This window comes from Paenarthrobacter aurescens, assembly GCF_041549525.1.
In the GTDB taxonomy this organism is placed as follows: domain Bacteria; phylum Actinomycetota; class Actinomycetes; order Actinomycetales; family Micrococcaceae; genus Arthrobacter; species Arthrobacter aurescens.
This window is the reverse complement of record NZ_CP157456.1, coordinates 3,607,881-3,629,562: the sequence shown is the minus strand read 5'-3', so window position 1 is coordinate 3,629,562 and position 21,682 is coordinate 3,607,881. Positions and strand designations below refer to the sequence as shown.

The window sequence follows — 21,682 nt, the reverse complement described above, 5'->3', positions numbered from 1 at the left end:
GTCCAGGCTACTTCCTGAGGAGATCCTCCTTGATGGTGTTGCCTGAATCCACCACGATGAAGCAATCAACGCGGCGGTCGCCCTGGTCCCAACTTGAGGTGCTCGGGTAAACGTTCTGCTGGAGCAGAATGTAGTTATCGGCCGCATCGTTGAGCTTCACGTCTTTGCAAACCTCGCGGCCTTTCTCCTTCAGGGCATTGGTTCCGGGGAAGGATTCGTCAGCACCGTAGCTGAAAACGGCGCCAAGTTGGGCCGAGTGCTCGGTATCGCAAGCTACAGCTCTGGCTTTTGATGCGTTGGCGTCAAAGTCGGCGAAGCAGTCCCCAACTTGGAAGTCCGTTGCATCCGCGTCGCGGGGGAGAGGGCCGGCCGTAGGAGCTGCGCTGGGTGAAGCTACGGATGCTTCAGGCCGGGTCCCCAGCAGGTTGAGGAGGACCCAGATTACAACGCCAATAAGTATCAGGACGCCCACCACGATTCCGCCGATGACCAGCCGCTGCCGCTTGACCGGGTCCCCGTGGGGTTCAGGCTGTCCGTTGGGCCCCGGCGGCCATTCCTGGCCGGGGTAGGGCTGCTGGCCCGGGTACGGTTGCTCGCCTGCGTAAGGCTGTTGCCCGGGGTATGGCTGCGAGCCCAGGTAGGCCTGCGGCCCCGCATAAGGCTGCTGGCTGACGTACGGCTGCTGCCCTCCATGTGTTGGAGATCCCACATGAACGGGCGTACCAGCGTTCTCGACGGATGCTGGGTTCCCGCCGGATGCTGAGTCCGCAGGCGGCAGTGTGGGGTCCGGCTGCTCCGCCGGGTTGGAAACGAAGTCGGGGTCGAGGTCCGGGGCGGGGTCCGGTTGCAGTCCTGAGGGAGGCGTCCAAGGAGCTGCCGGCGGTTGCTGGCCCGGCGCCGGCGGTGTCTGTGGCGCGGAAGGTACTCCATCCTCGCCTTGCTCGCGTGGTGAACCGTCACGGGGTGAAGTGTTGTCCTGGCTCATATTCCGGGGTATGCCTTCCTGCTGTGGAGCCGCATTGAGGCAGACTCTACCCAATTTTCGTCTCTCTTGGAGGTCTGCAGGCGAGGTTTCCACTGTAGTTGACCCGGACGCAGGGGCCAGGTGGCGCACAGGCACTCCCGAAAGCATGTAATCTAGACATACGACAAATTGACCAAACATTCCGGGGCCTCACCGATAGCCAAGGTGACCACCTCCGGTCCAAGTACAAAAGGGGGTCACGCCATGGGGCGCGGCCGTCAAAAGGCAAAAGCTACCAAGCAGGCTCGGGACATCAAGTACTACTCCCCGAACACTGACTATTCGGCACTTGAGCGGGAGCTCACGGGTCCGTCCAGTCGTGTAAAGAGCCACTTCCCGGACGATCCCCCGGAGCCGGATTATTCGGCCTACGAGGACAAGTACGCGGAAGATGACGACGACGAGGTAGACACCCGTCGGATCGGATAGCTGTCGCAATCAACAGGTGCCCTTGGCACTGAGTTGCGGACCGCCGTCGTACATCAGGTCATCGTGCATTTCCGGATGCCGTATATCTTTTGAAAAAGGGCCTTCAGGCCACGCCTTTCATTGGCGTACCCTGAGGGCCCTTTTTTGCGTAGGCTGGAGTTCGAGCGCGTCGAAAGGGTAATCCATGCCGGAGGTCCAGAGTTATCAGCAGGGAACACCGTGTTGGGTGGACCTGTCCTCCACCGACATTGACGTTTCCAAGGAGTTCTACCGTCACCTCTTCGGGTGGGAACTGGACGCCATGGACGCCGGAAATGGCATGACCTACTACATGGCCAAACTGAAGGGCCGGTACGTGGCGGGAATGATGCAGCAAACACCTGATTCCCCGCCGGGAATGCCGTCCTATTGGGCGAACTACCTTGCCGTTGATTCCGCAGATGAGACTGCCAGGCGTGTGGAGGCCGCTGGAGGTACCGTTCTTTTCCCTCCTGACTCTGTTCCCAACGGCAGCGGGCGTATGTTCTTCGCCACAGATCCCACTGGTGCGCAGATCGGTTTCTGGGAGGCCGGCAATCATCCGGGGGCGGGTCTGGTGAACGAGCCCGGAACCATGATTTGGAATGAACTGCAGACCAATGACGTCCCCAAGGCCGTGGCTTTTTATGAGGCCGTGACTGGTTGCAGCAGCGAAACGGAACCGGCCGGTGACTTGCAGGAATACACGAGCCTGCTGGTGGACGGGAAGCGGATTGCCGGTGCGCTGAAGTTGCCTATTGAAGGGTTGTCGCCGTTTTGGATGACGTACTTCAACGTGCTGGATATTGACGCAACAGTGGAGCAAGCCGTCGATTTGAGGAGCCACGTGATCGCCCCACCTTTTGATGTTCCAGGAGTTGGGCGGATGGCCGTGCTGATGGACCCGGCAGGCGCAGCGTTCAGCATCATGTCAGGCCTCGCAGCATGACCGCCCGCAAGCACTACGCCAGTGGTGAGCCTTGCTGGGCGGACCTCCAGACACGGGATGTTGCGGCAGCCAAGACCTTCTACGGGCAGGTGTTCGGTTGGACTTTCAAGGACCTGCCCACGCCGGATGGCCGCAGTTATGCGCAGGCGTTCGTGAAGGACCAATTGGTGGCCGTGATCGCTCCCCAAAACCCCATGCAGGAGGCCGCCGGAACGCATGGTCAGTGGAACATCTATTTATCGGCCACTGACACGGAGGAAATCGCCGAAGAAACGGTCCACGCAGGCGGGAAGCTTCAATTTGGCCCTGAGGCTGTAGCGGATACAGGCGTCCTGGCCTTCATCGAGCCACCGGGCGGCGGCACCACGGGCATTTGGCAAGCCGGAACCCACACGGGCAGTCACCTGTTCAATGAGCCCGGAGCTTTGGCGTGGGCTGAACTGTTGACGCCTGAGCCGCAGGCCGCCGTCGCATTTTTCCAGCAGCTTTTCAGCCATGACGTCACCGAATATCCCCAGGACGACGGCGGGAGCTACAGCACGCTGATGGTCAAGGGTGAGGAAGTGGCTGGCATAGTTCCTGCCGACGAGGGCGATGAAGCCGGCTGGCAGATTTACTTTGGCGTTGCGGACCTGCGCAAAGCAGCCGAAGCGGCCATTGCCGGGGGAGGAGAGCTTCTGGTGGAACCGGAGGACAAACCCGAAACGGGGTCGTTGGCCACCGTGCAGGATCCGCAGGGCGGCGTGCTGAGCCTGATCCAGGTCTAGGGTTGGAGAAATAAGAGCGGCCGGGCAATCAGCCCGGCCGCTCTCTTGATGTTGCTTTAGAAGGCAGAAATCCGCTTAGGCGTAGGCGTTTACCAAACGGACAGCGCCGCCGTCGACTCCCTTGGCACCCTGGACGTAGTCCGGGCCGGTCTTGTCGATCGAGTCGCTGTCAGCCGAAACGGTACCCATAACCCAAGACGGCAGGCCGCGGTCGTTGAGGCGGGCAACTGCGGCGTCGGCTGCTTCGGCGGAAACGATGGCAACCATGCCCACGCCGAGGTTCAGCGTGCGCTCGAGGTCTGCCAGCGGGACGTTGCCCAGCTCTGACACCAGCTTGAAGATGGCGGGAAGTTCCCAGCTGTTGCGGTCCACCGTGGCCACGAGGCCCTGCGGGAGGACGCGGGCCAGGTTGGCTGCCAGTCCGCCGCCGGTGACGTGGCTGAAGCCGTGAACAGCGTTGGCCGAGTGCACGGGGAAGGTGCGGGCCAGGTCCAGGCAGTCAGCTGCGTAAACGCGGGTGGGCTCCAGGAGTTCTTCACCCAGGGTGCGTCCGAGCTCGGATACCTGGCGGTCCAGGGCCCAGCCGGCGTGGTTGATGACGCGGCGGACCAGGGAGTAGCCGTTGGAGTGCAGGCCGGAGGAAGCCATGCCGATCACGACGTCGCCGGCGCGGACACGGTCCGGGCCGAGCAGCGCGTCGGCCTCGACGATGCCGGTTGCGGCACCTGCAACATCGTATTCGTGCTCACCCAGGAGGCCCGGGTGTTCAGCGGTTTCGCCACCCACCAGGGCGGTGCCGGCAACGGAGCACGCAGCAGCAATACCGCGGACGATGTCAGCGATGCGCTCCGGGACAACCTTGCCGCAGGCGATGTAGTCGGTCATGTAGAGCGGCTCAGCGCCAACCACAACGATGTCGTCCACCACCATGCCCACGAGGTCGAAACCGATGGTGTCGTGGATGTCCATGGCCTGCGCGATGGCAACCTTGGTTCCAACACCGTCAGTGGACGTCGCCAGCAGCGGCTTCTTGTAGGTCAGCAGCTTCGAGACGTCGTACAGGCCAGCGAAACCGCCGACGCCGCCAATCACCGATGAGTTGTGGGTGGCCTTGATGGCACCCTTCATGAGTTCAACTGCGCGGTCTCCCGCTTCTACGTCCACACCCGCGGAGGCGTAGGTGATACCGGAGTTATTCTCAGCGGCGGGTGTTGCGGAGCTCATACAGACTCTTTCTTGTCGGCGTCGGTCAAACGATCAGCGTCGGTAAGCAGGTTTTCAAATTCGGCATCGGGCCCGGGATCGCACCCCGTGGCACCCGGCTTCTCGGCAGGATCCTCGGAATCGTCCACAGACCCGGACTGAGCGGCCGGTTCAAGGCCACCAAGGTCCGTGCGCTCCAGCAGGTTCTTGCCCAGCTTGTCCGCGTGCGGCAGCTCGATGGGGTACTTGCCGGTGAAGCAGGCGGTGCAGAGGCGTTCGCGCGGCTGCTGGGTAGCGCCGATCATGCCGTCTTCGGAGATGTAGGCCAGCGAGTCAGCGCCAATGGCCGTGGAGATTTCCTCGATGGTGGCACCGTTGGCGATCAATTCCGCGCGGGAGGCGAAGTCGATGCCATAGAAGCAAGGCCACTGGACCGGGGGAGAAGAAATCTTGACGTGCACTGCGGCGGCGCCGGCTTCGCGGAGCATCCGGACAATGGCGCGCTGGGTGTTGCCACGGACGATCGAGTCATCCACCACAACAATGCGCTTGCCGCGGATCACCGATTCCAAGGCGTTGAGCTTGAGCCGGATACCCAGCTGGCGCAGCGTCTGCGAGGGCTGGATGAACGTGCGGCCCACGTAGGCGTTCTTTACGAAACCATGGGCGAACGGGATTCCGGACTGCTCTGCGTAGCCAACAGCGGCGGGTGTGCCGGACTCGGGTACAGGGATGACGAGGTCTGCCTCGTGCGTGTTTTCGCGGGCCAACTGGCGGCCCATCTCAACACGTGCCTCGTACACGGAGCGGCCGGCAATGGCTGCGTCCGGGCGGGCAAGGTAAACGTATTCGAAGACGCAGCCTGCGGGGGTTGCCTCGGCGAAGCGCTGAGAACGGACGCCGTCCTCATCGATTGCAATGAACTCGCCGGGCTCGATCTCGCGGATGAAGCTCGCGCCAACGGTGGCCAGGCCGGCCTGCTCGGAGGCAACAACCCAGCCGCGATCCAGACGGCCCAGGCACAGCGGGCGGATGCCGTAGGTATCGCGGGCTGCGTAGAGGGTTCCTTCATCCATGAAGACGAAGCAGAAGCCGCCCTTGATCTTGGGCAGCAGCTCCAGGGCGGTCTGCTCCAGGGTCTTGCCCTCTTCGCCTTCAAGGAGGGCTGTGACCAGTGCGGTGTCCGAGGTGTTGCCCTGCTTCATCTCACCGGTCAGCTGGCCATCGTTGCGCTCAAGGATCATTTCCCGGAGTTCAGCGGTGTTGGTCAGGTTGCCGTTGTGGGCCAAGGCAACCGTGCCGGTTGCTGTTGCGCCCAGGGTTGGCTGCGCGTTGGCCCAGTGGCTTGCGCCGGTGGTGGAGTACCGGCAGTGGCCAACGGCCAGGTGCCCGGTAAGGGTGTTCAGGGTTGTCTCATCGAAGACCTGGGACACAAGGCCCATGTCCTTATAGACGTTGATGCGCTTGCCGTCACTGGTAGCTATACCAGCCGATTCTTGTCCGCGGTGCTGCAGCGCATACAGCCCGTAATAGGTGAGTTTTGCTACTTCTTCACCGGGAGCCCAAACCCCAAAGACGCCACAAGCGTCCTGAGGGCCTTTTTCGCCGGGGAGAAGATCATGAGAAAGTTTTCCGTCGCCACGTGCCACTGGTCGATTGTCTCATGATGTAGGCGTGGTACGTTCCCCCGCAGCCTATGTGACCCGCCGAATGGGCGCAGAATTGGCGTGTTCCCACAAAAATGCGGTGTGTCTCACACTAAGTACCCCGGTCAAGGGGTGGGCCGGGCGCCTGACTTAGCGGACGTCGTCGTTCTCTGGTCCTTCGTCCGGAACCGAGTCCGGAACGGGCTCCACCACGGCGCGCTGGGTGCGCTTGACGCTGATGCGGTCCAGAATCAGGGCAAGGATCGAGAAGAGAATGACGCCGCCGCCCGCGCAGACGATCAGGAAGAAGCCGAACACGGTGCCGGCGTCGAAAGCGGGGTCGGCTTGGCGGCCGTAGGCGATGATTGCGGCCACGATTGCACCGACCACGGCTCCCAAAATCATGAAGGGTACAAACTTGGGTGCCCGGCGGACCGTGATCTCGCGGCGGGCGGAGTTGGGGGTGGTGTCCTCTGAAGCCATGCCTTCAAGCGTACCGTTCCGCGTTTGTGTACAGATAATGCCCCTAAAGCGACTCTTTAGGGGCATTATCTGTACAAAAACTCCCGAGGTTAGCTGCCGCGGTACGTAGAGAACGCGAACGGGCTCAGCAGGAGGGGCACGTGATAATGCTCGCCGGCGTCCGAAACTGTGAAGTTCAAGTCCACTTCGGGGAAGAACGTCTCTGTTCCCAGCCCTTCGTAGTAGGCACCCGTAGCGAAGTTAAGGCGGTAGGCGCCACCGGGAATGCGTTCCGGGCCAAGGGTCTTGATGCGGCCATCGGCGTCGGTTTCGCCTTTCGCCACCAGGGTCCAGTCATCGCCTTCGCGGACGTAAAGTACGACGGCGACACCCGCCGCCGGGCGTCCGGAACCTGTGTCCAGAATATGGGTTGTTACTTGTGAAACGCTCATGCGTTGACTCCTTCGCTGATCAGTCCGGAGAGGCGCAGCAGTGCGATCTCCCGGAGCTGGCCGGCCACGATTGTGTCTTCTTCCTGGGGGGTGTGGGTGAGGCGTTCCTGGAGGGCGGCGAGCATTTCCTGTGCGCTGCGGCCTGCGGCGCGAATCAGGAAAACCCTGCCGAACTTCTCCTCATACGCCCGGTTTCCCTCGGCGAGGGCGGCAGTTACCTGGCTGTCGCCGGGATCAACGCCTGCCTGCTCCGAACGCGACATGGCCGCCTCGGTGGTCTGGGCCTTGGGACGTTCGCCGATCCGGGGGTGGTGCGCCATGGCGGATTCCACCTCGGCCGCGGTGAACGGCTCAGCGGCACGCTGGGCTTGCCCCAGCAGCTCGTCGACGCTGGCGTAGGGGCGCGCGTCCACGATGGACTCAACCCAGCGGCTGATATCCAGGCAAGGGGTGAGCGTCCTGATGGCCTCGTCCCGGTCAACACTGTTGAATACTGCAAGCTCCATGCTTGTGTCATCCTCATGCAAAATGCTGGCATCCATGGTGTGGGCTATGCGGAACTCCTGCGGGTGCAGGAGGAAGCCCGTGCTTCAAGCTTCCGCATCATGGAACTGTTATTTCAGCATACGTAATTTAGTTAAGCGGAGTGAGCGGCCCGGTGTCAAGAGGCTACCGCGCTGTGACGGCGTGTTCTCACCGTCAGATAGAGGCGGTGGGCGGTTATGACCAGCGCCAGCCAGGCAATGCCGATTGCCCAAGCCGCCAGAACGTCCGTCAACCAGTGATGGCCCAGGTAGACCCGGCTCAGGCCCATGGTGAAAGCGAACACTGCCGCCACGAGGACCGTGATGACCCTGGCCTTGGTGGTCTTCAACCGGAGAATGATCAGGTAGGCCACAATTCCCGCGATCACAATCGAGTTCAGGGAGTGCCCGCTGGGGAATGACGCCGAGTGTTCATAGGGCGGAATGGCGTCGGCAATGTCCGGGCGGCTCCGGCCAAAGATCGGCTTGCCCAGGATGGTGATCACCAGCGAACCCAGCCCGGCTGCGAGCATCAGGATGACCGGAGTCCACGAACGCCTTCGCGTGGCAAGGAAAACCATGATTCCCACGGCAAGGATGGGCATGCCCACCGTGCCGCCGATGTTGGTATAGGCGGTGGTTGTCATGTCCAGCCCGGGGGAGCGCACGGACTTGGCGGCTGCCAACACGGGATCGTCCAGCCCGGCCACGCCGTCCGCTTCTGTGACGGACTCATAGACCTCGCCGAATACCAGGGCCAGTGAAAGGGCAATGGCCAGCCCCGCTACCAGGGTGATGATCAGTGCCGCATAGGGGCCCAACAGGGAGGTGACTTTTTCAGCGCCTCCGGCCAGCACCCGGCCAGCCGGGGATTTCCAACGCGTCAGGTCCTGCCCGGCGACGAACCGGTCCTGGCTTACCTCGCCGGTAACGCCTTGCTCTGGCGTCCCGTTTCCGTCGGTCTTTCCTTCAGTCGTCACTCTCGTCCCCTATCCGTGGCGGCCTCAGTATGGTGAGTAACCTTAGCAGTTTGGGCTGAGCGGGTTCCTGGGTGATCGGCCGGAAACGTTGCGGGGCCCGCTCTACGCCCTCTACGGATGTTTTGGCGCGCAGAGTGGGCCCCGCAACGTTGGGTGGGGCAGAATGACCTCAACCAGCTGAAGGAGTTCGCACATGCCGCACATTCTGACGTCCAGGTTCCTGTTCGGTCCCGGCCCCAGCAATTGCTACCCGGAAGCCATGGCCGCGCTGGCCTACCCCGTGCTCGGCCACCTCGATCCCGTGTTCATCGAACGGCTGGACCACACCTGCCAGGGCCTGCGGACAGTTTGGGGGACTTCCAATGCCCGCACACTTCCGTTGAGTGCCACCGGTTCTGGCGGCATGGAAGCCGCTTTTGTGAACACCGTGTCCGACGGCGACGTAGCCGTGATCGCTGTCAACGGACTCTTCGGAGAGCGGATGTGCGAGGTGGCACGGCGTTGCGGGGCCACTGTGGTCCGGGTGGATCACGAATGGGGCCAGCCCGTTGATGCCGAGCGTGTGCTCGCGGCGCACCCGCACCCTAAGGTGATCGCGGCCGTCCACGCAGAAACTTCCGTGGGCGTACTCTCCGACATCGCGGCCCTCGGCGCAGGCAAGGGTGACGCGCTGCTGATCACCGACGCCGTCACGTCCATCGGCGGACTGGAGCTCCGGGCAGACGACTGGGGGATCGACGTCGGATACGCCGGTACCCAGAAATGTCTGGGGGTGCCGCCGGGACTGTCGCCGTTCACAGTGTCCGATCGCGCCTTCGAGCGCCGCATCAAGGACCCACGCTCCTGGTACCTCGACATCGGGCTGCTGGGCGGGTACGTCGGCGCGGCCAGCGGTGCCCGCACATATCACCACACCGCGCCGGTCACCATGATCGCCGGCCTCGAAGCCGCGCTGGACCGCATCCTCGCCGAGGGGCTGGACGTTGTGCAGGCCCGGCATCGTGCTGCTGGAACCGCGTTGCAGGACGGGCTTCAGGACATGGGACTGGAACTGTTCGCCGCCGAAGGCTCCCGGTTGCCTAGCCTCACCACGGTGAAAGTGCCCGACGGCGTCAACTCGGCCGCGGTCCGCGCTTACCTTTTGAAGAACTTCAGTATGGAGATTGGCTCAGGTGTGGGGGAGTTCGCGGACACTGTTTGGAGGATCGGCATGATGGGCCCCAACGCCAACAGCGCTTCCGTGACCCTGGTGCTGGGTGCGCTCAAAGAGGCCATCGCCAACGCCTGACCCTCTCTCACGTCCCGCGGCCTTTCGGTGATCCCTCTATCACCGGGCGAGGCGCAAACGCTCAATCGGCGACGTGACCGCCGTCGTACGTCAACGTTGCGGAGGCCGCGGAGCTGTCGTCAGCGGGCCGAATCGAGGTGACCGTCAACAGTCCGGCGCCCGGAAGGGCGATCGACTGGCCTTCGCGGAATGCTTGTTTGCGCTGCTGTTCGGCGGTCCGGATCCAGAATTGGATGGCGGGGGCACCGTCCGCGATGCCGATCTTGACCACTCCCACTTTGACGCCGTCGAAGGTGGGCTGCATGCCTTGCTTCACTGTTACCAGCTGTTCCACGACCATCCTTACTTCACGTCCACGGAGTATACGGAGTCAAAGTTTTCCTTGTACTCGTCCTCGGTCAGTTCCAGTGTGCCGGACTTGAGGTCGTCGTCGCCTTCCATGTAACCGCCGGAAGGTCCCCAGGGGTTGGCCAGCACAATGACTTTCTCGCCGTCGTCGTTGGTTTTCACATCAACCACTACGTAGGCGTGGTTGGGTACGACGTCGGTTCGGTTGACCTCATCGGATTCCCAGACCCAGTCGAAGTCGTCGTCCTTGACGTCCTCGGTGCCCACGGAAATGGCTTGGCCGTCCGAAAGTTTGTCCTCAATGTCATCGAAGTTCAGTTCGCCGTCCTTGTCCGCAGACTGCCCGGTCATGAGTTCCATGGCCTCGTTGCTGAACCCGCCGTCGATGTCGTCGTAGGACCCGCCACGGTGCTCGGCTGCTGCGCGTTCGTAGATGGAAAGCCAGTTGGGTTCGCCATCGGCGCCACGGACTCCACCGTCAACGGACTTGGCCTCCACAGTGACTTCCACGGGTTCGCCGTCTTCGTAAAGAGTGACCACCCAATGGGTTGGAGGGTCGCCCACCGGACGCATGTGTTCTTCTAGGAACTCGTCGAGTTTGCCCTCCCGCTCCAGCACCTGGGCCACCGAACCAATTCCAGCCAACAGCCAGCAGTCGCCGATCTGCCCCTGGTTGATATCGCTGGGGTCGCCGGCGTCGGGGTCCTTTCGGACATCGCCGGGCACATCGACGTCGGGCTTGTCAGGATCCAGCGGACCGGGGTCACCGGGAGGGTTCGAATCTCCCCGCCCCGAGCGATCAGAGCCCGAAGAACCGGAGCTGGACTTGTCCTGCTCGTCGGCATTGCGAATCAGCTCTTTGGCTTGGTTTTGCAGCTCATTGGAGACCTTTTTGAGCATGGGGCGGTGCTCGGAATCCCACTTCGCCTTGAACATGACGGCATCGCGGCCATCCCAGGGGGCGTTGTTGATCAGATGTCCCAGCTCCACGGACAGCGAGGTCATCCGCTCCGAATGGCGCGACATGGTCTTGGCGAGCGCCCGCAATTGGGCAATATCAGCTCCGTAAAATCCAGCCATTATTTGTCCCCCTGAGGAATTTCGTTGCTATCGCAGGTATCCGACTGCACCGGGACGGTCATCCGCAGGTAGGCCGGGCTTTTGGATTCGATGGTGACGGTAGCCCCTGTGGCATCAGTGCTGCGGGTAACCACCCATCCACCAGGCACGGGATCGGTTCCATCGAAAGCAGGAAAACCGTGCTTTTCCAGGACAGGATCCGCCACAGCGAAGACGTCCTCAAAGTGCTTTGAAGGCTTCACGATGTCAGCGCTGCTTTTCATGCTGCGCGGGGCCAATATGCATCTGCCGTCTTGGGCTCGACTCAAGCGCGCCGGGTCATCCACCGTCCAGGTAATGTCCGGCATCTTCGCTTCAAGTGCGGCGACAAGCTCGGTGGTCAGGGCGTTGTATTTCGCCGCGCTTTCAGGAACGGACGCTGGCTCGGACGTGACGGCTGGAGGCTGACTGGGTTCCCGTTGTGGTCCGTCGGGGGTGTCGCTGCAGCCTGCAGCAACAGATACCACCGCGAGGGCAGCAGCCAGCGCCCAAACCGTACGGTGCATGCGGCGGTTCATTTCGCTCCCCAATTTCATTAGTGCTCGACGGCGGTTCTCACCGAATGCTGTCACGCAGCCTTGCGCTTGGCGATGGGGAGAACCACCCCTTGTGCGCTCAAGCAGGTGGGATGTGAGAGAGGGACCGGTTTGGGCCGGTGGGATGTGAGAGAGGGATCGGTTCGAGCAGGTGGGATGTGAGAGAGGGTCAGGTGTTGCGGGTCAGGATCCACGTGTTGGTGCCGTCCTGCCGCTCGAACGTCACCGTGGTCACCAGGGCCTCTATGAGCGCCAAACCACGGCCGGACTCCGCGTCTTCATCCGGCATGGAGGCCTGCATGTCGCCCGCGAAGGGCTCGCGGGCGTTGAACGCGCTCACCCGTGCCACCAGCCGGCTGGTGCGGACGCTGATGTCCACGTCAATCTCCACCGGTTTCTCCGCCACAGGAAGTGCGTGCTGGACGATGTTGGCGGCAGCCTCGATGACGGCCGTAGCGAAGGTCATCCGGTCCATGTCCGGCACAAAGGAAGCATCGTGCCACAGGGCGTCCAGCTCGTTGTGGATTGCTTCGATTGCTTCGTCGTTGGATGGCCCGTGGAAGCCCCGGTGGGCGATGACCTCAGTCATCGCCGAAGGCAGCTTCGGCGGTGGGGTAAGCGGTAAGTACACGGTCCATGTTGGTCAACTCCAGGACCATCTTGACCTGCGGTTGAACGCCGGCGATCCTGAGGTCCCCGCCGGCTTGGCGGGCGGCTTTGAGGCAGCCGATGAGTGCGCCGAGCCCAGAGGAATCCATGAAGTCGGTTTCTGCCAGGTTCACCACAACACGGCTGGAGCCTCCGGCCACAACCTCGTTCACAACTTCGCGCAGCTTGGGAGCGGCAACCATGTTCAGCCGGCCCACGCTCTTCACCTCCGCGTAGGAGTCGTTGACTTCATAGCTAAACTGCATCTGCATTCCTCTCTTCGGGGCGCTGCGGCCCAACATCGTCCGGGCCTATGGCTTCAGGTGCATCACCTTCAGGCTCAAAACCCTTGTACAAAACTGCCTTGACCAACACGCTCAGGACCACAAGGTCAAACGCAACCCAGGCCACGTTCACCAGTGTGCCAAGAGGCTCGGACATTCCTGCGAGCAGCCGGATCACCCCAACAACCAAGGCGATGGCAAGCAGTACCGCCACAATGATCTGGGGCCGGATGAGGCTCCAACTCGGCCCGCCGCTCTGCCGCGCTTTGGGGGTGACGGCAAACCCGAGGGGACGTCCGAACCAAACGTTCCGGGCCGCCGTCGTACATGCCTTGATCCAGGTGGGGAACAGCGCAAGGCTGTACTGCTGGCCGCGCCAGGTGGGTATGCCATGCCCGGCCACCAGGAACAGCAACTGGTTTACCACCATGAACGGGATGAAGCGGATGAAGAAGTCCCAGCTGAGGCTGCTCACCGGAAGGATGCCCAGCGTCAGGTAGATGATGGGCGCCGCGAAGTAGATCACTGCCGCGAAACCGCTCAGGTAGGTCCACATGGTGGAGAAGTACATGAGCCTTTGGCCCCAGGACATGCGGCGCTGAACCAGCGGGTTCTCGCGCAGCAGAACCTGCATGGTGCCCTGGGCCCAGCGGAGGCGCTGGGTCAGCATGGTCTTGACGTCCTCCGGGGCCAGCCCGTTGGCAAGGATTTCGTGGTGATACACGCTCTTCCAGCCGAGGCCGTGCAGGCGCATGGACGTGGCCATGTCCTCGGTGACCGAGATGGTGGCCAGCGGCATGATGGGCTGTGCTTCGTCAGTGCGTTCCACGGAGATGGCATCCAGCACGGCGTGGACCGATTCGAGGGCACCCAGCGGGGACCAGTCGCGTCCGGACATACGGTCGACGGCGTCGCTCGCCACAGTGGTTACGCCCGACTCTCCGACGTGGGCGAGTTCCATGGCGGCGATCTCTTCGAGGTCGGATTGAAGCGCTGAGAAGTCGGCAGCCACCAGGGTCCGCACGGCCTCGTCCACTTGGCGGCGAACACGGTAGGTGATCTCGCTCAGGGACGCCCCGGCTTCGAGTTCCTGTTGCGCGGCTTCCGTAGCGGCTTCCACCTCGTTGAGCATCTGCTCCACCAGGGGGTTCTCCGCCTCGGGCGACCGCCGCGCCTTTTTGATGGCGGTGCGGGACGCGGCGAGGGCGCGCCGGACGCTCTTCTCAGTGGCTTTGACGTAGCCCACCAAGCCCAGCTGCATCAGGGCTTCGCGGCGGAGGATGGCGTTGGAGCCACAGAAGAACGCAGCGTTCCAGCCGTCCTTGCCCTGCTGGATGGGGCCGTAGAACAGGGGAGCCTGGCTGCCCAGGGGATCGTCGGCCGGGACGTTGATGAAGTACTGGGGGGTCTGGACCAGCGCCACTTTGTCGTCGTTGAAGTAGCCCAGCGTCTTGTCCAGGATGTCCGGCTCGGGGATCTGGTCGGCGTCGAGAATCAACAGGTACTCGCCCGAGGTGACCATGAGCGCGTTGTTCAGGTTGCCGGCTTTGGCGTGCCGCGGCATGTCCGGGGTCCAGTCATCGCCGCGCGTGACGTAGCCGATCCCGTGGGTCTCGGCGAGTTGGCGCATCTCGGCGCGGTCGCCGTCGTCGAGTATCCAGGTACTGTGCGGCCAGGTGATGTTTTTGGCAGCCAGGGCCGTGGTCATCACCAGGTCCAGGGGCTCGTTGTACGTGGTGATGAAAACGTCCACGGTGGCATCGGCCGGGGGCGGGGGCGGCGGTTTCCGGAATTTGATGTTCCACACCGTCAGCCCGAACAGCATCACGTCAATGAGGCTGTACGTTTCGGCGATCACCAACGGAACGGCGATCCACCAGGCCTCCCAGTTCAGCGAGGCCATCCAGCGCCATGCCACATAGTTAACGCCCAAAATGACCGTGAGAAGAACAATCAGCCGAGTCCAGAAACGTGTCACAAAATCCCCCCTTTTACTTCTTACAGTGCTGTGTTTGGTTTCCGGCGAACAACGACGGCGGTTACGTCATCTTCAGCGGTTGACGCCGGCGCCAACTCGAGCAGGGCGGCGCACACATCGTCCGAGGTAGCTCCGCTGCGCGCCACCTTCTCAACGTTCCGTTGGAACTCCTCCAAGGAATCGTGGGCGTCCAGGACGCCGTCGCTGACGATCACCAAAGAATCGCCCGGTTCCAGTTCCAGCTCCGAAGCAGGCCACAGTTGGCCGTCCAGGATCCCAACGGGCGGACCCGCGGAAACCAGGCGGCGAGCGGCCCCATCAGCGGGGACGTGCAGCGCAAGGCCGTGTCCGGCGTCGATATAACTGAGGGTGCCGGACGCGCTGTCCAGCCGCGCATGGAACATGGTGACGAAGGAGCCTGACTGGTCCAGGTCAGAAGTGATGGTGGCGCTGGCCGAGCCGAACGCGGCGTCTATCGCTGGGGTGTCTGCCACGGAACGCATCACGGCGCGGACGGTTGCTGCAATGAGTGCAGCCCCCATGCCCTTGCCCATGGCGTCCGCGAAGGTCAGGTGCATGCCGTCGTGGGTCTGGTACCAGTCGTAGAAGTCCCCTCCCACGCTGCGGGACGGACGGAAAGCACCTGCGACGTCGTATCCTTCGAGGCGGACCGTCTCGCGTGGCAGCAGGCTCTGCTGGACCACTGCGGCGCGGGCGAGCTCGTCGCTTTGGCCGGTGTCCTCGGCGGGGGCGGCAGGTGTGCGGGCCCGGCGGAAGAGGGCGCGGATGCGGGCCTGGAGTTCTTTGGGGCTGAACGGTTTGTTGATGTAGTCGTCCGCGCCGGTGTCCAGGCCGTTGAGTCGGTCGATCTCGTCCGCCCGGGCAGTGAGCATCAGGATGTATGCGTCCGAGAATTCGCGCAGACGGCGGCAGACTTCCATGCCATCGATGTCCGGGAGGTTGATGTCCAGCGTGACCAGTTCGGCGTTGGTTTTGCGGACAGCCTCGACGCCGGAGAGACCGTCCGGTGCTTCGGTCACCACAAAGTCGAGCTGCTCCAGAACGAGGACGAGGAGGCCACGGATGTCAGCGTCATCTTCGACGACGACAGCATGGCGAGGGGACGAGGTTGAGACCATGGCTCCATTAACTAATGATGCTGGGTATTTGTCACGTTTAGTCACGACACATGAAACGCCCGCTCACAAAAGTGGGCGGGCGTTACACGATTTGTGGAGTTATATGAGAGAGGGATTCCCTCAGGCACGCGGGATGTGAGAGAGGGTCAGACGCCCAGGAGCTCTTCCTTCAGCGCCTGCACGTGGCCCTGTGCGGATACCTGGTACTGGGTAAGCTTCACGGTGCCTTCGCCGTCCAGGACAACGGTGGAGCGGACCAGGCCTTCCACGATTTCGCCGTCAACCAGCTTCTCGCCCCACGCGCCGTAGGCGAGGGCCACTTTGTGGTCTTCGTCGGAGAGCAGCGGGAAGGTCAGCGCGAATTCACCGGTGAATTTGGCGAGGGCTTCCGGAGCGTCCGGGGAGATACCGATCACTTCGTAGCCGAGGCCCTGGAGGCTGGCCAGGTTGTCGCGGAAATCGCAGGCTTCGGTAGTGCAGCCGGGGGTGGCTGCCTTCGGGTAGAAGTACACAATGACGTTGCGTCCGCGGTAATCGGACAGCGAGACCTTGGTGCCGTCGGCGTCGAGAAGCGCGAAATCAGGTGCTTGCGTTCCGACGAGGAGTTTCTGGGTCATGGCGATCCTTTACGTTTCACCGGCAAACAGCCGGCATTCATCATTCAAAAAACGGATTGTCTTCTAGACAGAACAGCCAAATCAGATGCTGTATTCCGCAGGTCCGCGCACTGTGGCATAGGGCCCTGGCACGAACTGGTAGCCGCCACCACGGACGGTGGCGACGGTGTGTCGGGCGGAGCCAAGCTTCCGCCGCACCCTTCCAACATAAACGTCGATCGAGCGAAATGCCGCGCCGGGGAGGTCAAATGACTCCAAAAAACGTTGCAATTCTTCACGGCTGATGGCCCTTGAGCAGTTCACCACGAGGTATCGCAGGAGCTTGTATTCCATGCCGGTAAAGGAAACGGGCTCGCCGTCCAGCAGCACTACTTCAGCGGCGAGGTCCACCGCAAGTTGGCTGCGGCGGCTGGCCAACGTTACGGGCTCGACGGCGGTGCTGCCGCCCTCTTCGCTGCCGTCCTGCCCGGCCGTACGGTTCGCCGAACGCGCCTCAGCGAGGGCGTCGGCGAGCGTTACCGTGCCGGGAGAACGGCCGTTGGTACCGGCGTCGGCGGCTTCCTGCGGAGTGCCGCCCCAGGAAGTATCGCCGACGCCGGAGTGCTCTGCCCCGGTGGCGGGCCAGATGCGGACTTCCGCCTCCGGGGCAAGTTTCATGGCGCGGGCCAGCACAAGCCGTGCTGCCCGCTCCCAAACCTCAGGATCCATCTCGTCACCCTCGGCGGGGTTGACCCAAAGAGCCAGGCCGTGTGCGGTGAGACCGGGCCGACGCGCGGAAGGTCCTCGCGACGGCGGTGGCCCGTAGGCATTGACTGCCATGACGGTTGACCTAAACGTTGCCGCGGCGGAGCAGCTTGCCGCCGGGGTTCTGGCCGTCGATGGGGGTTCCGCGCAGGTAGGTCTTGCGGACGACGCCTGCCAGCGGACGGCCGTCGTACGGGGTGATGGGGTTCTTGTGCTTGAGCTTGGTGACGTCCACAACAAAGGCCTCGTCCGGGGCGAAGATGGAGAAGTCGGCGTCGTAGCCCAGGGCGAGCTGGCCCTTGTTGTGCAGGCGGGCCAGTGCGGCGGGCTTCTCGGCCATCCAGGACACGACCTGCTCCAGCGGGATGCCGCGGTGGCGGGCTTCGGTCCAGATCAGGGACAGGCCCAGCTGCAGCGAGGAAACGCCGCCCCAAGCAACGGCGAAGTCACCGTTTTCCAAGTCCTTCAAATCCAGTGTGGAGGGGGAGTGGTCCGAGACGATGCAGTCGATGGTGCCGTCCTGCAGGCCCTTCCAGAGGAGCTCGCGGTTGGAGGCCTCACGGATGGGCGGGCAGCACTTGTAGGCCGTGGCGCCGTCGGGGATTTCTTCGGCCATGAGCGTCAGGTAGTGCGGGCACGTCTCAACGGTGAGGTTGACGCCGTCGCGCTTTGCCGAGGCGATCATCGGCAGTGCGTCGGAGGAGGAGAGGTGCAGGATGTGGGCGCGGGCGCCGGTCCAGCGGGCGCGCTCGATGACCTCGGCGATTGCCTTGTTCTCGGCGCCGCGGGGGCGGGAAGCGAGGAAGGTTTCGTAGTGGTCGCCGCCGGGGTGCGGGGCGCGATCGATCGCGTGGGAGTCCTCAGCGTGGACGATCATGAGGGAGTCGAAGGATTTGAGCTCCTTCATGTCCTCTTCCATCTCATCTGCATCAAGGTGCGGGAACTCGTCCACGCCGGAGTGCAGCAGGAAGCACTTGAAGCCGAACACGCCTTCGTCATGCAGCGGGCGGAGATCGCTCTTGTTGCCCGGGATGGCACCGCCCCAGAATCCGACGTCCACGAACGCCTGGTCCTTAGCGACTACGCGCTTTTGCTCCAGGCCGTCCACGGTGGTGGTGGGCGGGATGGAGTTCAGCGGCATGTCGATGATGGTGGTCACGCCACCGGCAGCTGCGGCACGGGTGGCGGAGGCGAAGCCTTCCCACTCGGTGCGGCCGGGCTCATTGACGTGGACGTGGGTGTCCACCAGGCCGGGGATGAGGGTTTCGTCGTCTGCGAGTTCAATGACCTCGTTGCCCGTGAGGCCGTTGCCCAGGGGTTCGATTGCGACGATCACGCCGTCGCGGATGCCAACTTCGCGTGCTGCGAGCCCGGCGGTGGTCAGGATGCGCTGGCCCCGGATAACGAGGTCATAGGCGCCGATTGCTTCAGACATTGAGGTACTCCTTGTTTTCGGTCCGTTCTGCCAGGTACACGCCTATGTGCCTACCTAATTGTTCAAGCAACGGACCTGCTTCAGCGATACATTTTTGGACATCTTTTTCCAGATCGGTCAGTGCGTGGACCGTGTGGAAGCCGGCATCCGTGAGTTGTTCCCGGCTCAGGGTACTCCGGCCGCACACTGCGATCACGGGAACCCCGTTCCGTTGCGCCGCACGCGAAACTCCCATGGGCGTCTTGCCGAGCAGGCTTTGCTCGTCCAGGCTGCCTTCTCCGGTGATCACCAGATCGGCGCCCTTGAGCCGCTGCTCGAGTTCAGTGAATTCAAGCACGACGTCGATGCCCGGCCGCCGCTCTGCCTTCAGCGCCGCGATGGCAATGTAGCCAACGCCGCCTGCTGCTCCTGCGCCTTCTGCCTTGGCCGCGAACTTGGCATGTTGCCCGGTTGTGGCTGCAAGGACGTCGACGAAGTGGCTCAGTGCCGCATCGAGCGAGGTGACGTCGTCCGGCGTCGCGCCCTTCTGCGGACCGAAGATGGCTGGGGCTCCGCTGGCCCCCAAAAGGGGATTGTCGACGTCGGACGCCAACACGAACTCCGTGGCCTCAACGCGGACGTCGAAGTTGGAGAAGTCGATGCTGTTCAGCTGTGCCAAGGCGGCACCGCCGCCGGGGAGCTCGTTGCCGTTCTCGTCCAGGAAGACGGCGCCGAGGCCCTGCAGGACTCCTGCGCCGGCATCGGTGTTGGCGCTGCCGCCGACACCCAGGATGATCTTGCGGCAGCCAAGGTCCAGCGCGGCCCGGATGAGTTCGCCCGTGCCGATGCTGGTTGCGGTCCTGGCTGTTTCCGACGTGGGGCCGTCCGGGAGGAGGGCGAGACCGGAAGCCGCCGCCATTTCGATGACAGCTTCCTGGTCCCGCACTGCGAAGTCGGCCTTCACAGGCTCGCCGAGCGGGCCGGTGACGGTGGTGGTCCGGCGGGTGAAGCCGGAGCCGATGGCGGCGTCGATGGTTCCTTCGCCGCCGTCGGCCACCGGAATGCGTGTTGCTTCAATGCCCTGGCCGAACCCCGCCTGCAGGCCTGTTGCCAGGTGCTTGGCGACGTCGGGCGCGGACAGAGAGCCCTTGAATTTGTCCGGGGCGATGACAACACGCATTCCGGTGCCTCCCTTCTTTACTTACTTACGCTTTGGTCAGGATCGCGGTGGGTGCGTCCGCCGCGGTCTCTGCCAGCTCTTCGAACTCGTTCACGCCGTTGATCTCAACGCCCATGGAGATGTTGGTGATCTTTTCCAGGATCACTTCAACAACCACGGGAACCTTGAACTCGCCCATCAGTGCCTTGGCCTTGTCGAAAGCGGCAGGCAGGTCGTTCGGGTCCTCAACGCGGATGGCTTTGACGCCCAAGCCCTCGGCAACCTTGATGTGGTCAACGCCGTAGCCGTTGGTCTCCGGGGAGTTGATGTTCTCGAAGGCCAAGGAAACGTTCTGTTCCATGTTGAAGCCGCGCTGGCTCTGACGGATCAGGCCCAGGTAGCTGTTGTTCACCACAACGTGGATGTACGGCAGGTTGAACTGTGCGCCAACGGCCAATTCCTCGATCATGAACTGGAAGTCGTAGTCACCGGACAGGGCAACAACGGTGGCGTCCGGGGTTCCCCTCACTACACCGAGTGCTGCCGGAGCGGTCCAACCCAGCGGGCCGGCCTGGCCTGCGTTGATCCACTTGCGGGCACCGAACACGTGCAGCATCTGTGCGCCGGCGATCTGCGAGAGGCCGATGGTGGACACGTAGGTGGTGTCGCGGCCGAAGGCCTTGTTCATCTCCTGGTACACGCGCTGCGGCTTGATGGGCACGTTGTCGAAGTTGGTCTTGCGGTGCAGGGAGCCCTTGCGCTCCTGGCACTCGGCAACCCAACCCGAGTAGTCCGGCAGGGTCTTTGCAGCCTGGCGTTCGCGAGCCAGCTCCAACAGACCGTCCAGCGCCGCACCGGCGTCGGACGCAATGCCCAAGTCCGGGGAGAAAACGCGACCGATCTGCGTCGGCTCGATGTCGATGTGCACGAACTTGCGGCCGGCCGTGTAGGTGTCCAGTCCGCCGGTGTGGCGGTTGGCCCAACGGTTGCCGATGCCGATCACGAAGTCGCTCTGCAGGAACGTCTCGTTGCCGTAGCGGTGCGAGGTCTGCAGGCCAACCATGCCGGCCATCAGCTGGTGGTCGTCCGGGATGGCGCCCCAGCCCATCAGGGTGGGGATCACGGGAACGTTCAGGATCTCGGCCAGCTCAACCAGCTGTGCCGAAGCGCCAGCGTTGATGATGCCGCCACCGGCAACGATCAGCGGGTGCTTGGCTGCGGTCAGCAGGTCCAGTGCCTTTTCCAGCTGTTTACGGGAAGCCTTGGGCTTCTCGATGGGCAGGGGCTCGTAGGCGTCGATGTCGAACTCGATCTCGGCCATCTGAACGTCGATGGGCAGGTCCAACAGAACCGGGCCCGGACGACCCGAACGCATCAGCTGGAAGGCCTTCTGGAACGCGCCGGGAACCTGGCCCGGCTCCAAAATGGTCATGGCGAACTTGGTCAACGGCTTGGCGATGGACTCGATGTCCACGGCCTGGAAGTCTTCCTTGTGCAGCTTGGCAACGGGTGCCTGGCCGGTGATGCAGAGCATGGGGATGGAATCAGCCTGGGCTGCGTACAGTCCGGTGATCATGTCCGTGCCTGCGGGGCCCGACGTGCCGATGCAGATGCCGATGTTGCCATCAGCTGCGCGGCTGTAGCCGTCGGCCATGTGGCTGGCGCCTTCTACGTGGCGGGCCAGCGTGTGGCGGATGCCGCCGTGGGCACGCATTGCTGAGTAGAAGGGGTTGATCGCTGCGCCGGGCAGACCGAAAGCTTCGGTTGCGCCTTCCTTTTCCAGGATGGCTACGGCCGCATCAACGGTGCGCATCTTTGCCATGGTGTACTCCTTGTTTTTTGCCCTTTCGGGCGAAGTCTGTGGTGTTTTTGGGTGTGGCGAGGGAGCCGCCGTCGTTTATGTACGACGGCGGGTTCTCTACTTGTGTTGCTTTGCCGGCTTTTTGCCGGGGTG

Annotated in this window: 23 protein-coding genes; 4 read left to right on the top strand and 19 right to left on the bottom strand. The window is 63.0% G+C overall.

Annotated elements, in window-relative coordinates; translation table 11 throughout:
* Positions 1 to 7: 7 nt before the first annotated feature.
* Positions 8 to 985, bottom strand: coding sequence for a septum formation family protein (locus tag ABI796_RS16825; protein ID WP_246095638.1), 978 nt, complete (start codon positions 983 to 985; stop codon positions 8 to 10).
* Between the two features lie 243 nt (positions 986 to 1,228).
* Here ABI796_RS16825 and ABI796_RS16820 point away from each other — a divergent pair, with 243 nt between their 5' ends.
* The 3 genes from ABI796_RS16820 (at position 1,229) to ABI796_RS16810 (ending at position 3,187) form a co-directional block, all read left to right on the top strand.
* Positions 1,229 to 1,453, top strand: a complete 225-nt coding sequence (locus ABI796_RS16820) for a DUF3073 domain-containing protein (protein WP_011776148.1) — start codon at positions 1,229 to 1,231, stop codon at positions 1,451 to 1,453.
* A gap of 184 nt (positions 1,454 to 1,637) precedes the next feature.
* Positions 1,638 to 2,420: a VOC family protein gene (locus ABI796_RS16815; protein ID WP_174754453.1), complete on the top strand. Its 783-nt coding sequence runs from the start codon at positions 1,638 to 1,640 to the stop codon at positions 2,418 to 2,420.
* Complete coding sequence (locus ABI796_RS16810) at positions 2,417 to 3,187, top strand: VOC family protein (protein ID WP_141280760.1); 771 nt, start codon at positions 2,417 to 2,419, stop codon at positions 3,185 to 3,187. Before ABI796_RS16815 ends, ABI796_RS16810 begins: the two co-directional genes overlap by 4 nt.
* A gap of 75 nt (positions 3,188 to 3,262) precedes the next feature.
* On the opposite strand, the gene purM is transcribed toward ABI796_RS16810, so the two are convergent.
* The 6 genes from purM to ABI796_RS16780 all read right to left on the bottom strand — a co-directional run bounded on the left by purM (position 3,263) and on the right by ABI796_RS16780 (position 8,454).
* On the bottom strand, positions 3,263 to 4,411 hold the full coding sequence (gene purM / locus ABI796_RS16805) for a phosphoribosylformylglycinamidine cyclo-ligase (RefSeq protein WP_141280762.1): 1,149 nt from the start codon (positions 4,409 to 4,411) through the stop codon (positions 3,263 to 3,265).
* Entirely contained in the window at positions 4,408 to 6,039 is a 1,632-nt protein-coding gene (gene purF, locus ABI796_RS16800) for an amidophosphoribosyltransferase (RefSeq protein WP_141280764.1), read from the bottom strand. The genes purM and purF overlap by 4 nt, the downstream gene beginning before the upstream one ends.
* Before the next feature lie 147 nt (positions 6,040 to 6,186).
* On the bottom strand, positions 6,187 to 6,519 hold the full coding sequence (locus ABI796_RS16795; protein WP_062068088.1) for a hypothetical protein: 333 nt from the start codon (positions 6,517 to 6,519) through the stop codon (positions 6,187 to 6,189).
* Between the two features lie 89 nt (positions 6,520 to 6,608).
* A complete protein-coding gene (gene uraH / locus ABI796_RS16790) occupies positions 6,609 to 6,950 on the bottom strand; it encodes a hydroxyisourate hydrolase (protein ID WP_017199951.1) in 342 nt (113 codons plus the stop codon).
* Positions 6,947 to 7,456, bottom strand: a complete 510-nt coding sequence (gene uraD, locus ABI796_RS16785; RefSeq protein WP_176587447.1) for a 2-oxo-4-hydroxy-4-carboxy-5-ureidoimidazoline decarboxylase — start codon at positions 7,454 to 7,456, stop codon at positions 6,947 to 6,949. The genes uraH and uraD overlap by 4 nt, the downstream gene beginning before the upstream one ends.
* A 155-nt stretch (positions 7,457 to 7,611) precedes the next feature.
* Positions 7,612 to 8,454 carry a phosphatase PAP2 family protein gene (locus ABI796_RS16780; RefSeq protein WP_141280768.1) on the bottom strand — a complete coding sequence of 281 codons (843 nt, stop codon included), beginning with the start codon at positions 8,452 to 8,454 and terminating at the stop codon, positions 7,612 to 7,614.
* Between the two features lie 193 nt (positions 8,455 to 8,647).
* Here ABI796_RS16780 and ABI796_RS16775 point away from each other — a divergent pair, with 193 nt between their 5' ends.
* A complete protein-coding gene (locus ABI796_RS16775; RefSeq protein WP_141280770.1) occupies positions 8,648 to 9,742 on the top strand; it encodes an alanine--glyoxylate aminotransferase family protein in 1,095 nt (364 codons plus the stop codon).
* A 61-nt stretch (positions 9,743 to 9,803) separates the two neighbouring features.
* On the opposite strand, the gene ABI796_RS16770 is transcribed toward ABI796_RS16775, so the two are convergent.
* The 12 genes from ABI796_RS16770 to gcl all read right to left on the bottom strand — a co-directional run bounded on the left by ABI796_RS16770 (position 9,804) and on the right by gcl (position 21,550).
* Positions 9,804 to 10,076 carry a hypothetical protein gene (locus ABI796_RS16770; protein ID WP_141280772.1) on the bottom strand — a complete coding sequence of 91 codons (273 nt, stop codon included), beginning with the start codon at positions 10,074 to 10,076 and terminating at the stop codon, positions 9,804 to 9,806.
* Positions 10,077 to 10,084: 8 nt separating this feature from the next.
* Positions 10,085 to 11,170, bottom strand: coding sequence for a C2 family cysteine protease (locus ABI796_RS16765; RefSeq protein ID WP_141280774.1), 1,086 nt, complete (start codon positions 11,168 to 11,170; stop codon positions 10,085 to 10,087).
* Positions 11,170 to 11,715: a hypothetical protein gene (locus ABI796_RS16760; protein ID WP_246095639.1), complete on the bottom strand. Its 546-nt coding sequence runs from the start codon at positions 11,713 to 11,715 to the stop codon at positions 11,170 to 11,172. The genes ABI796_RS16765 and ABI796_RS16760 overlap by 1 nt, the downstream gene beginning before the upstream one ends.
* 199 nt (positions 11,716 to 11,914) lie before the next feature.
* Positions 11,915 to 12,334: an ATP-binding protein gene (locus ABI796_RS16755; protein WP_141280778.1), complete on the bottom strand. Its 420-nt coding sequence runs from the start codon at positions 12,332 to 12,334 to the stop codon at positions 11,915 to 11,917.
* On the bottom strand, positions 12,327 to 12,659 hold the full coding sequence (locus ABI796_RS16750) for an STAS domain-containing protein (RefSeq protein ID WP_105692061.1): 333 nt from the start codon (positions 12,657 to 12,659) through the stop codon (positions 12,327 to 12,329). The genes ABI796_RS16755 and ABI796_RS16750 overlap by 8 nt, the downstream gene beginning before the upstream one ends.
* On the bottom strand, positions 12,649 to 14,655 hold the full coding sequence (locus ABI796_RS16745) for a glycosyltransferase family 2 protein (protein ID WP_141280780.1): 2,007 nt from the start codon (positions 14,653 to 14,655) through the stop codon (positions 12,649 to 12,651). Before ABI796_RS16745 ends, ABI796_RS16750 begins: the two co-directional genes overlap by 11 nt.
* Before the next feature lie 20 nt (positions 14,656 to 14,675).
* Positions 14,676 to 15,794, bottom strand: coding sequence for a PP2C family protein-serine/threonine phosphatase (locus ABI796_RS16740; protein ID WP_141280782.1), 1,119 nt, complete (start codon positions 15,792 to 15,794; stop codon positions 14,676 to 14,678).
* 146 nt (positions 15,795 to 15,940) lie between these two features.
* Complete coding sequence (gene bcp, locus ABI796_RS16735; protein ID WP_141280784.1) at positions 15,941 to 16,411, bottom strand: thioredoxin-dependent thiol peroxidase; 471 nt, start codon at positions 16,409 to 16,411, stop codon at positions 15,941 to 15,943.
* Positions 16,412 to 16,492: 81 nt separating this feature from the next.
* Positions 16,493 to 17,230, bottom strand: coding sequence for a winged helix-turn-helix domain-containing protein (locus ABI796_RS16730; RefSeq protein WP_141280786.1), 738 nt, complete (start codon positions 17,228 to 17,230; stop codon positions 16,493 to 16,495).
* Positions 17,231 to 17,240: 10 nt separating this feature from the next.
* Positions 17,241 to 18,590: an allantoinase AllB gene (allB, locus tag ABI796_RS16725; RefSeq protein ID WP_091324862.1), complete on the bottom strand. Its 1,350-nt coding sequence runs from the start codon at positions 18,588 to 18,590 to the stop codon at positions 17,241 to 17,243.
* A complete protein-coding gene (locus tag ABI796_RS16720; protein WP_141280788.1) occupies positions 18,583 to 19,749 on the bottom strand; it encodes a glycerate kinase in 1,167 nt (388 codons plus the stop codon). Before ABI796_RS16720 ends, allB begins: the two co-directional genes overlap by 8 nt.
* Positions 19,750 to 19,774: 25 nt before the next feature.
* Positions 19,775 to 21,550 carry a glyoxylate carboligase gene (gcl, locus tag ABI796_RS16715; RefSeq protein WP_141280790.1) on the bottom strand — a complete coding sequence of 592 codons (1,776 nt, stop codon included), beginning with the start codon at positions 21,548 to 21,550 and terminating at the stop codon, positions 19,775 to 19,777.
* Between the last annotated feature and the right edge of the window lie 132 nt (positions 21,551 to 21,682).

Excerpts from the sequence above, each read along its gene's own strand:
- bcp (WP_141280784.1), bottom strand. The coding sequence starts at position 16,411 with ATGACCCAGAAACTCCTCGTCGGAACGCAAGCACCTGATTTCGCGCTT.
- ABI796_RS16740 (WP_141280782.1), bottom strand. The coding sequence starts at position 15,794 with ATGGTCTCAACCTCGTCCCCTCGCCATGCTGTCGTCGTCGAAGATGAC.
- ABI796_RS16820 (WP_011776148.1), top strand. The coding sequence starts at position 1,229 with ATGGGGCGCGGCCGTCAAAAGGCAAAAGCTACCAAGCAGGCTCGGGAC.
- ABI796_RS16810 (WP_141280760.1), top strand. The coding sequence starts at position 2,417 with ATGACCGCCCGCAAGCACTACGCCAGTGGTGAGCCTTGCTGGGCGGAC.
- ABI796_RS16815 (WP_174754453.1), top strand. The coding sequence starts at position 1,638 with ATGCCGGAGGTCCAGAGTTATCAGCAGGGAACACCGTGTTGGGTGGAC.
- ABI796_RS16750 (WP_105692061.1), bottom strand. The coding sequence starts at position 12,659 with ATGCAGTTTAGCTATGAAGTCAACGACTCCTACGCGGAGGTGAAGAGC.
- purM (WP_141280762.1), bottom strand. The coding sequence starts at position 4,411 with ATGAGCTCCGCAACACCCGCCGCTGAGAATAACTCCGGTATCACCTAC.
- ABI796_RS16775 (WP_141280770.1), top strand. The coding sequence starts at position 8,648 with ATGCCGCACATTCTGACGTCCAGGTTCCTGTTCGGTCCCGGCCCCAGC.
- gcl (WP_141280790.1), bottom strand. The coding sequence starts at position 21,550 with ATGGCAAAGATGCGCACCGTTGATGCGGCCGTAGCCATCCTGGAAAAG.
- ABI796_RS16760 (WP_246095639.1), bottom strand. The coding sequence starts at position 11,715 with ATGCACCGTACGGTTTGGGCGCTGGCTGCTGCCCTCGCGGTGGTATCT.
- ABI796_RS16730 (WP_141280786.1), bottom strand. The coding sequence starts at position 17,230 with ATGGCAGTCAATGCCTACGGGCCACCGCCGTCGCGAGGACCTTCCGCG.
- allB (WP_091324862.1), bottom strand. The coding sequence starts at position 18,590 with ATGTCTGAAGCAATCGGCGCCTATGACCTCGTTATCCGGGGCCAGCGC.
- ABI796_RS16755 (WP_141280778.1), bottom strand. The coding sequence starts at position 12,334 with ATGACTGAGGTCATCGCCCACCGGGGCTTCCACGGGCCATCCAACGAC.
- uraH (WP_017199951.1), bottom strand. The coding sequence starts at position 6,950 with ATGAGCGTTTCACAAGTAACAACCCATATTCTGGACACAGGTTCCGGA.
- ABI796_RS16765 (WP_141280774.1), bottom strand. The coding sequence starts at position 11,170 with ATGGCTGGATTTTACGGAGCTGATATTGCCCAATTGCGGGCGCTCGCC.
- ABI796_RS16825 (WP_246095638.1), bottom strand. The coding sequence starts at position 985 with ATGAGCCAGGACAACACTTCACCCCGTGACGGTTCACCACGCGAGCAA.
- uraD (WP_176587447.1), bottom strand. The coding sequence starts at position 7,456 with ATGGAGCTTGCAGTATTCAACAGTGTTGACCGGGACGAGGCCATCAGG.
- ABI796_RS16720 (WP_141280788.1), bottom strand. The coding sequence starts at position 19,749 with ATGCGTGTTGTCATCGCCCCGGACAAATTCAAGGGCTCTCTGTCCGCG.
- ABI796_RS16795 (WP_062068088.1), bottom strand. The coding sequence starts at position 6,519 with ATGGCTTCAGAGGACACCACCCCCAACTCCGCCCGCCGCGAGATCACG.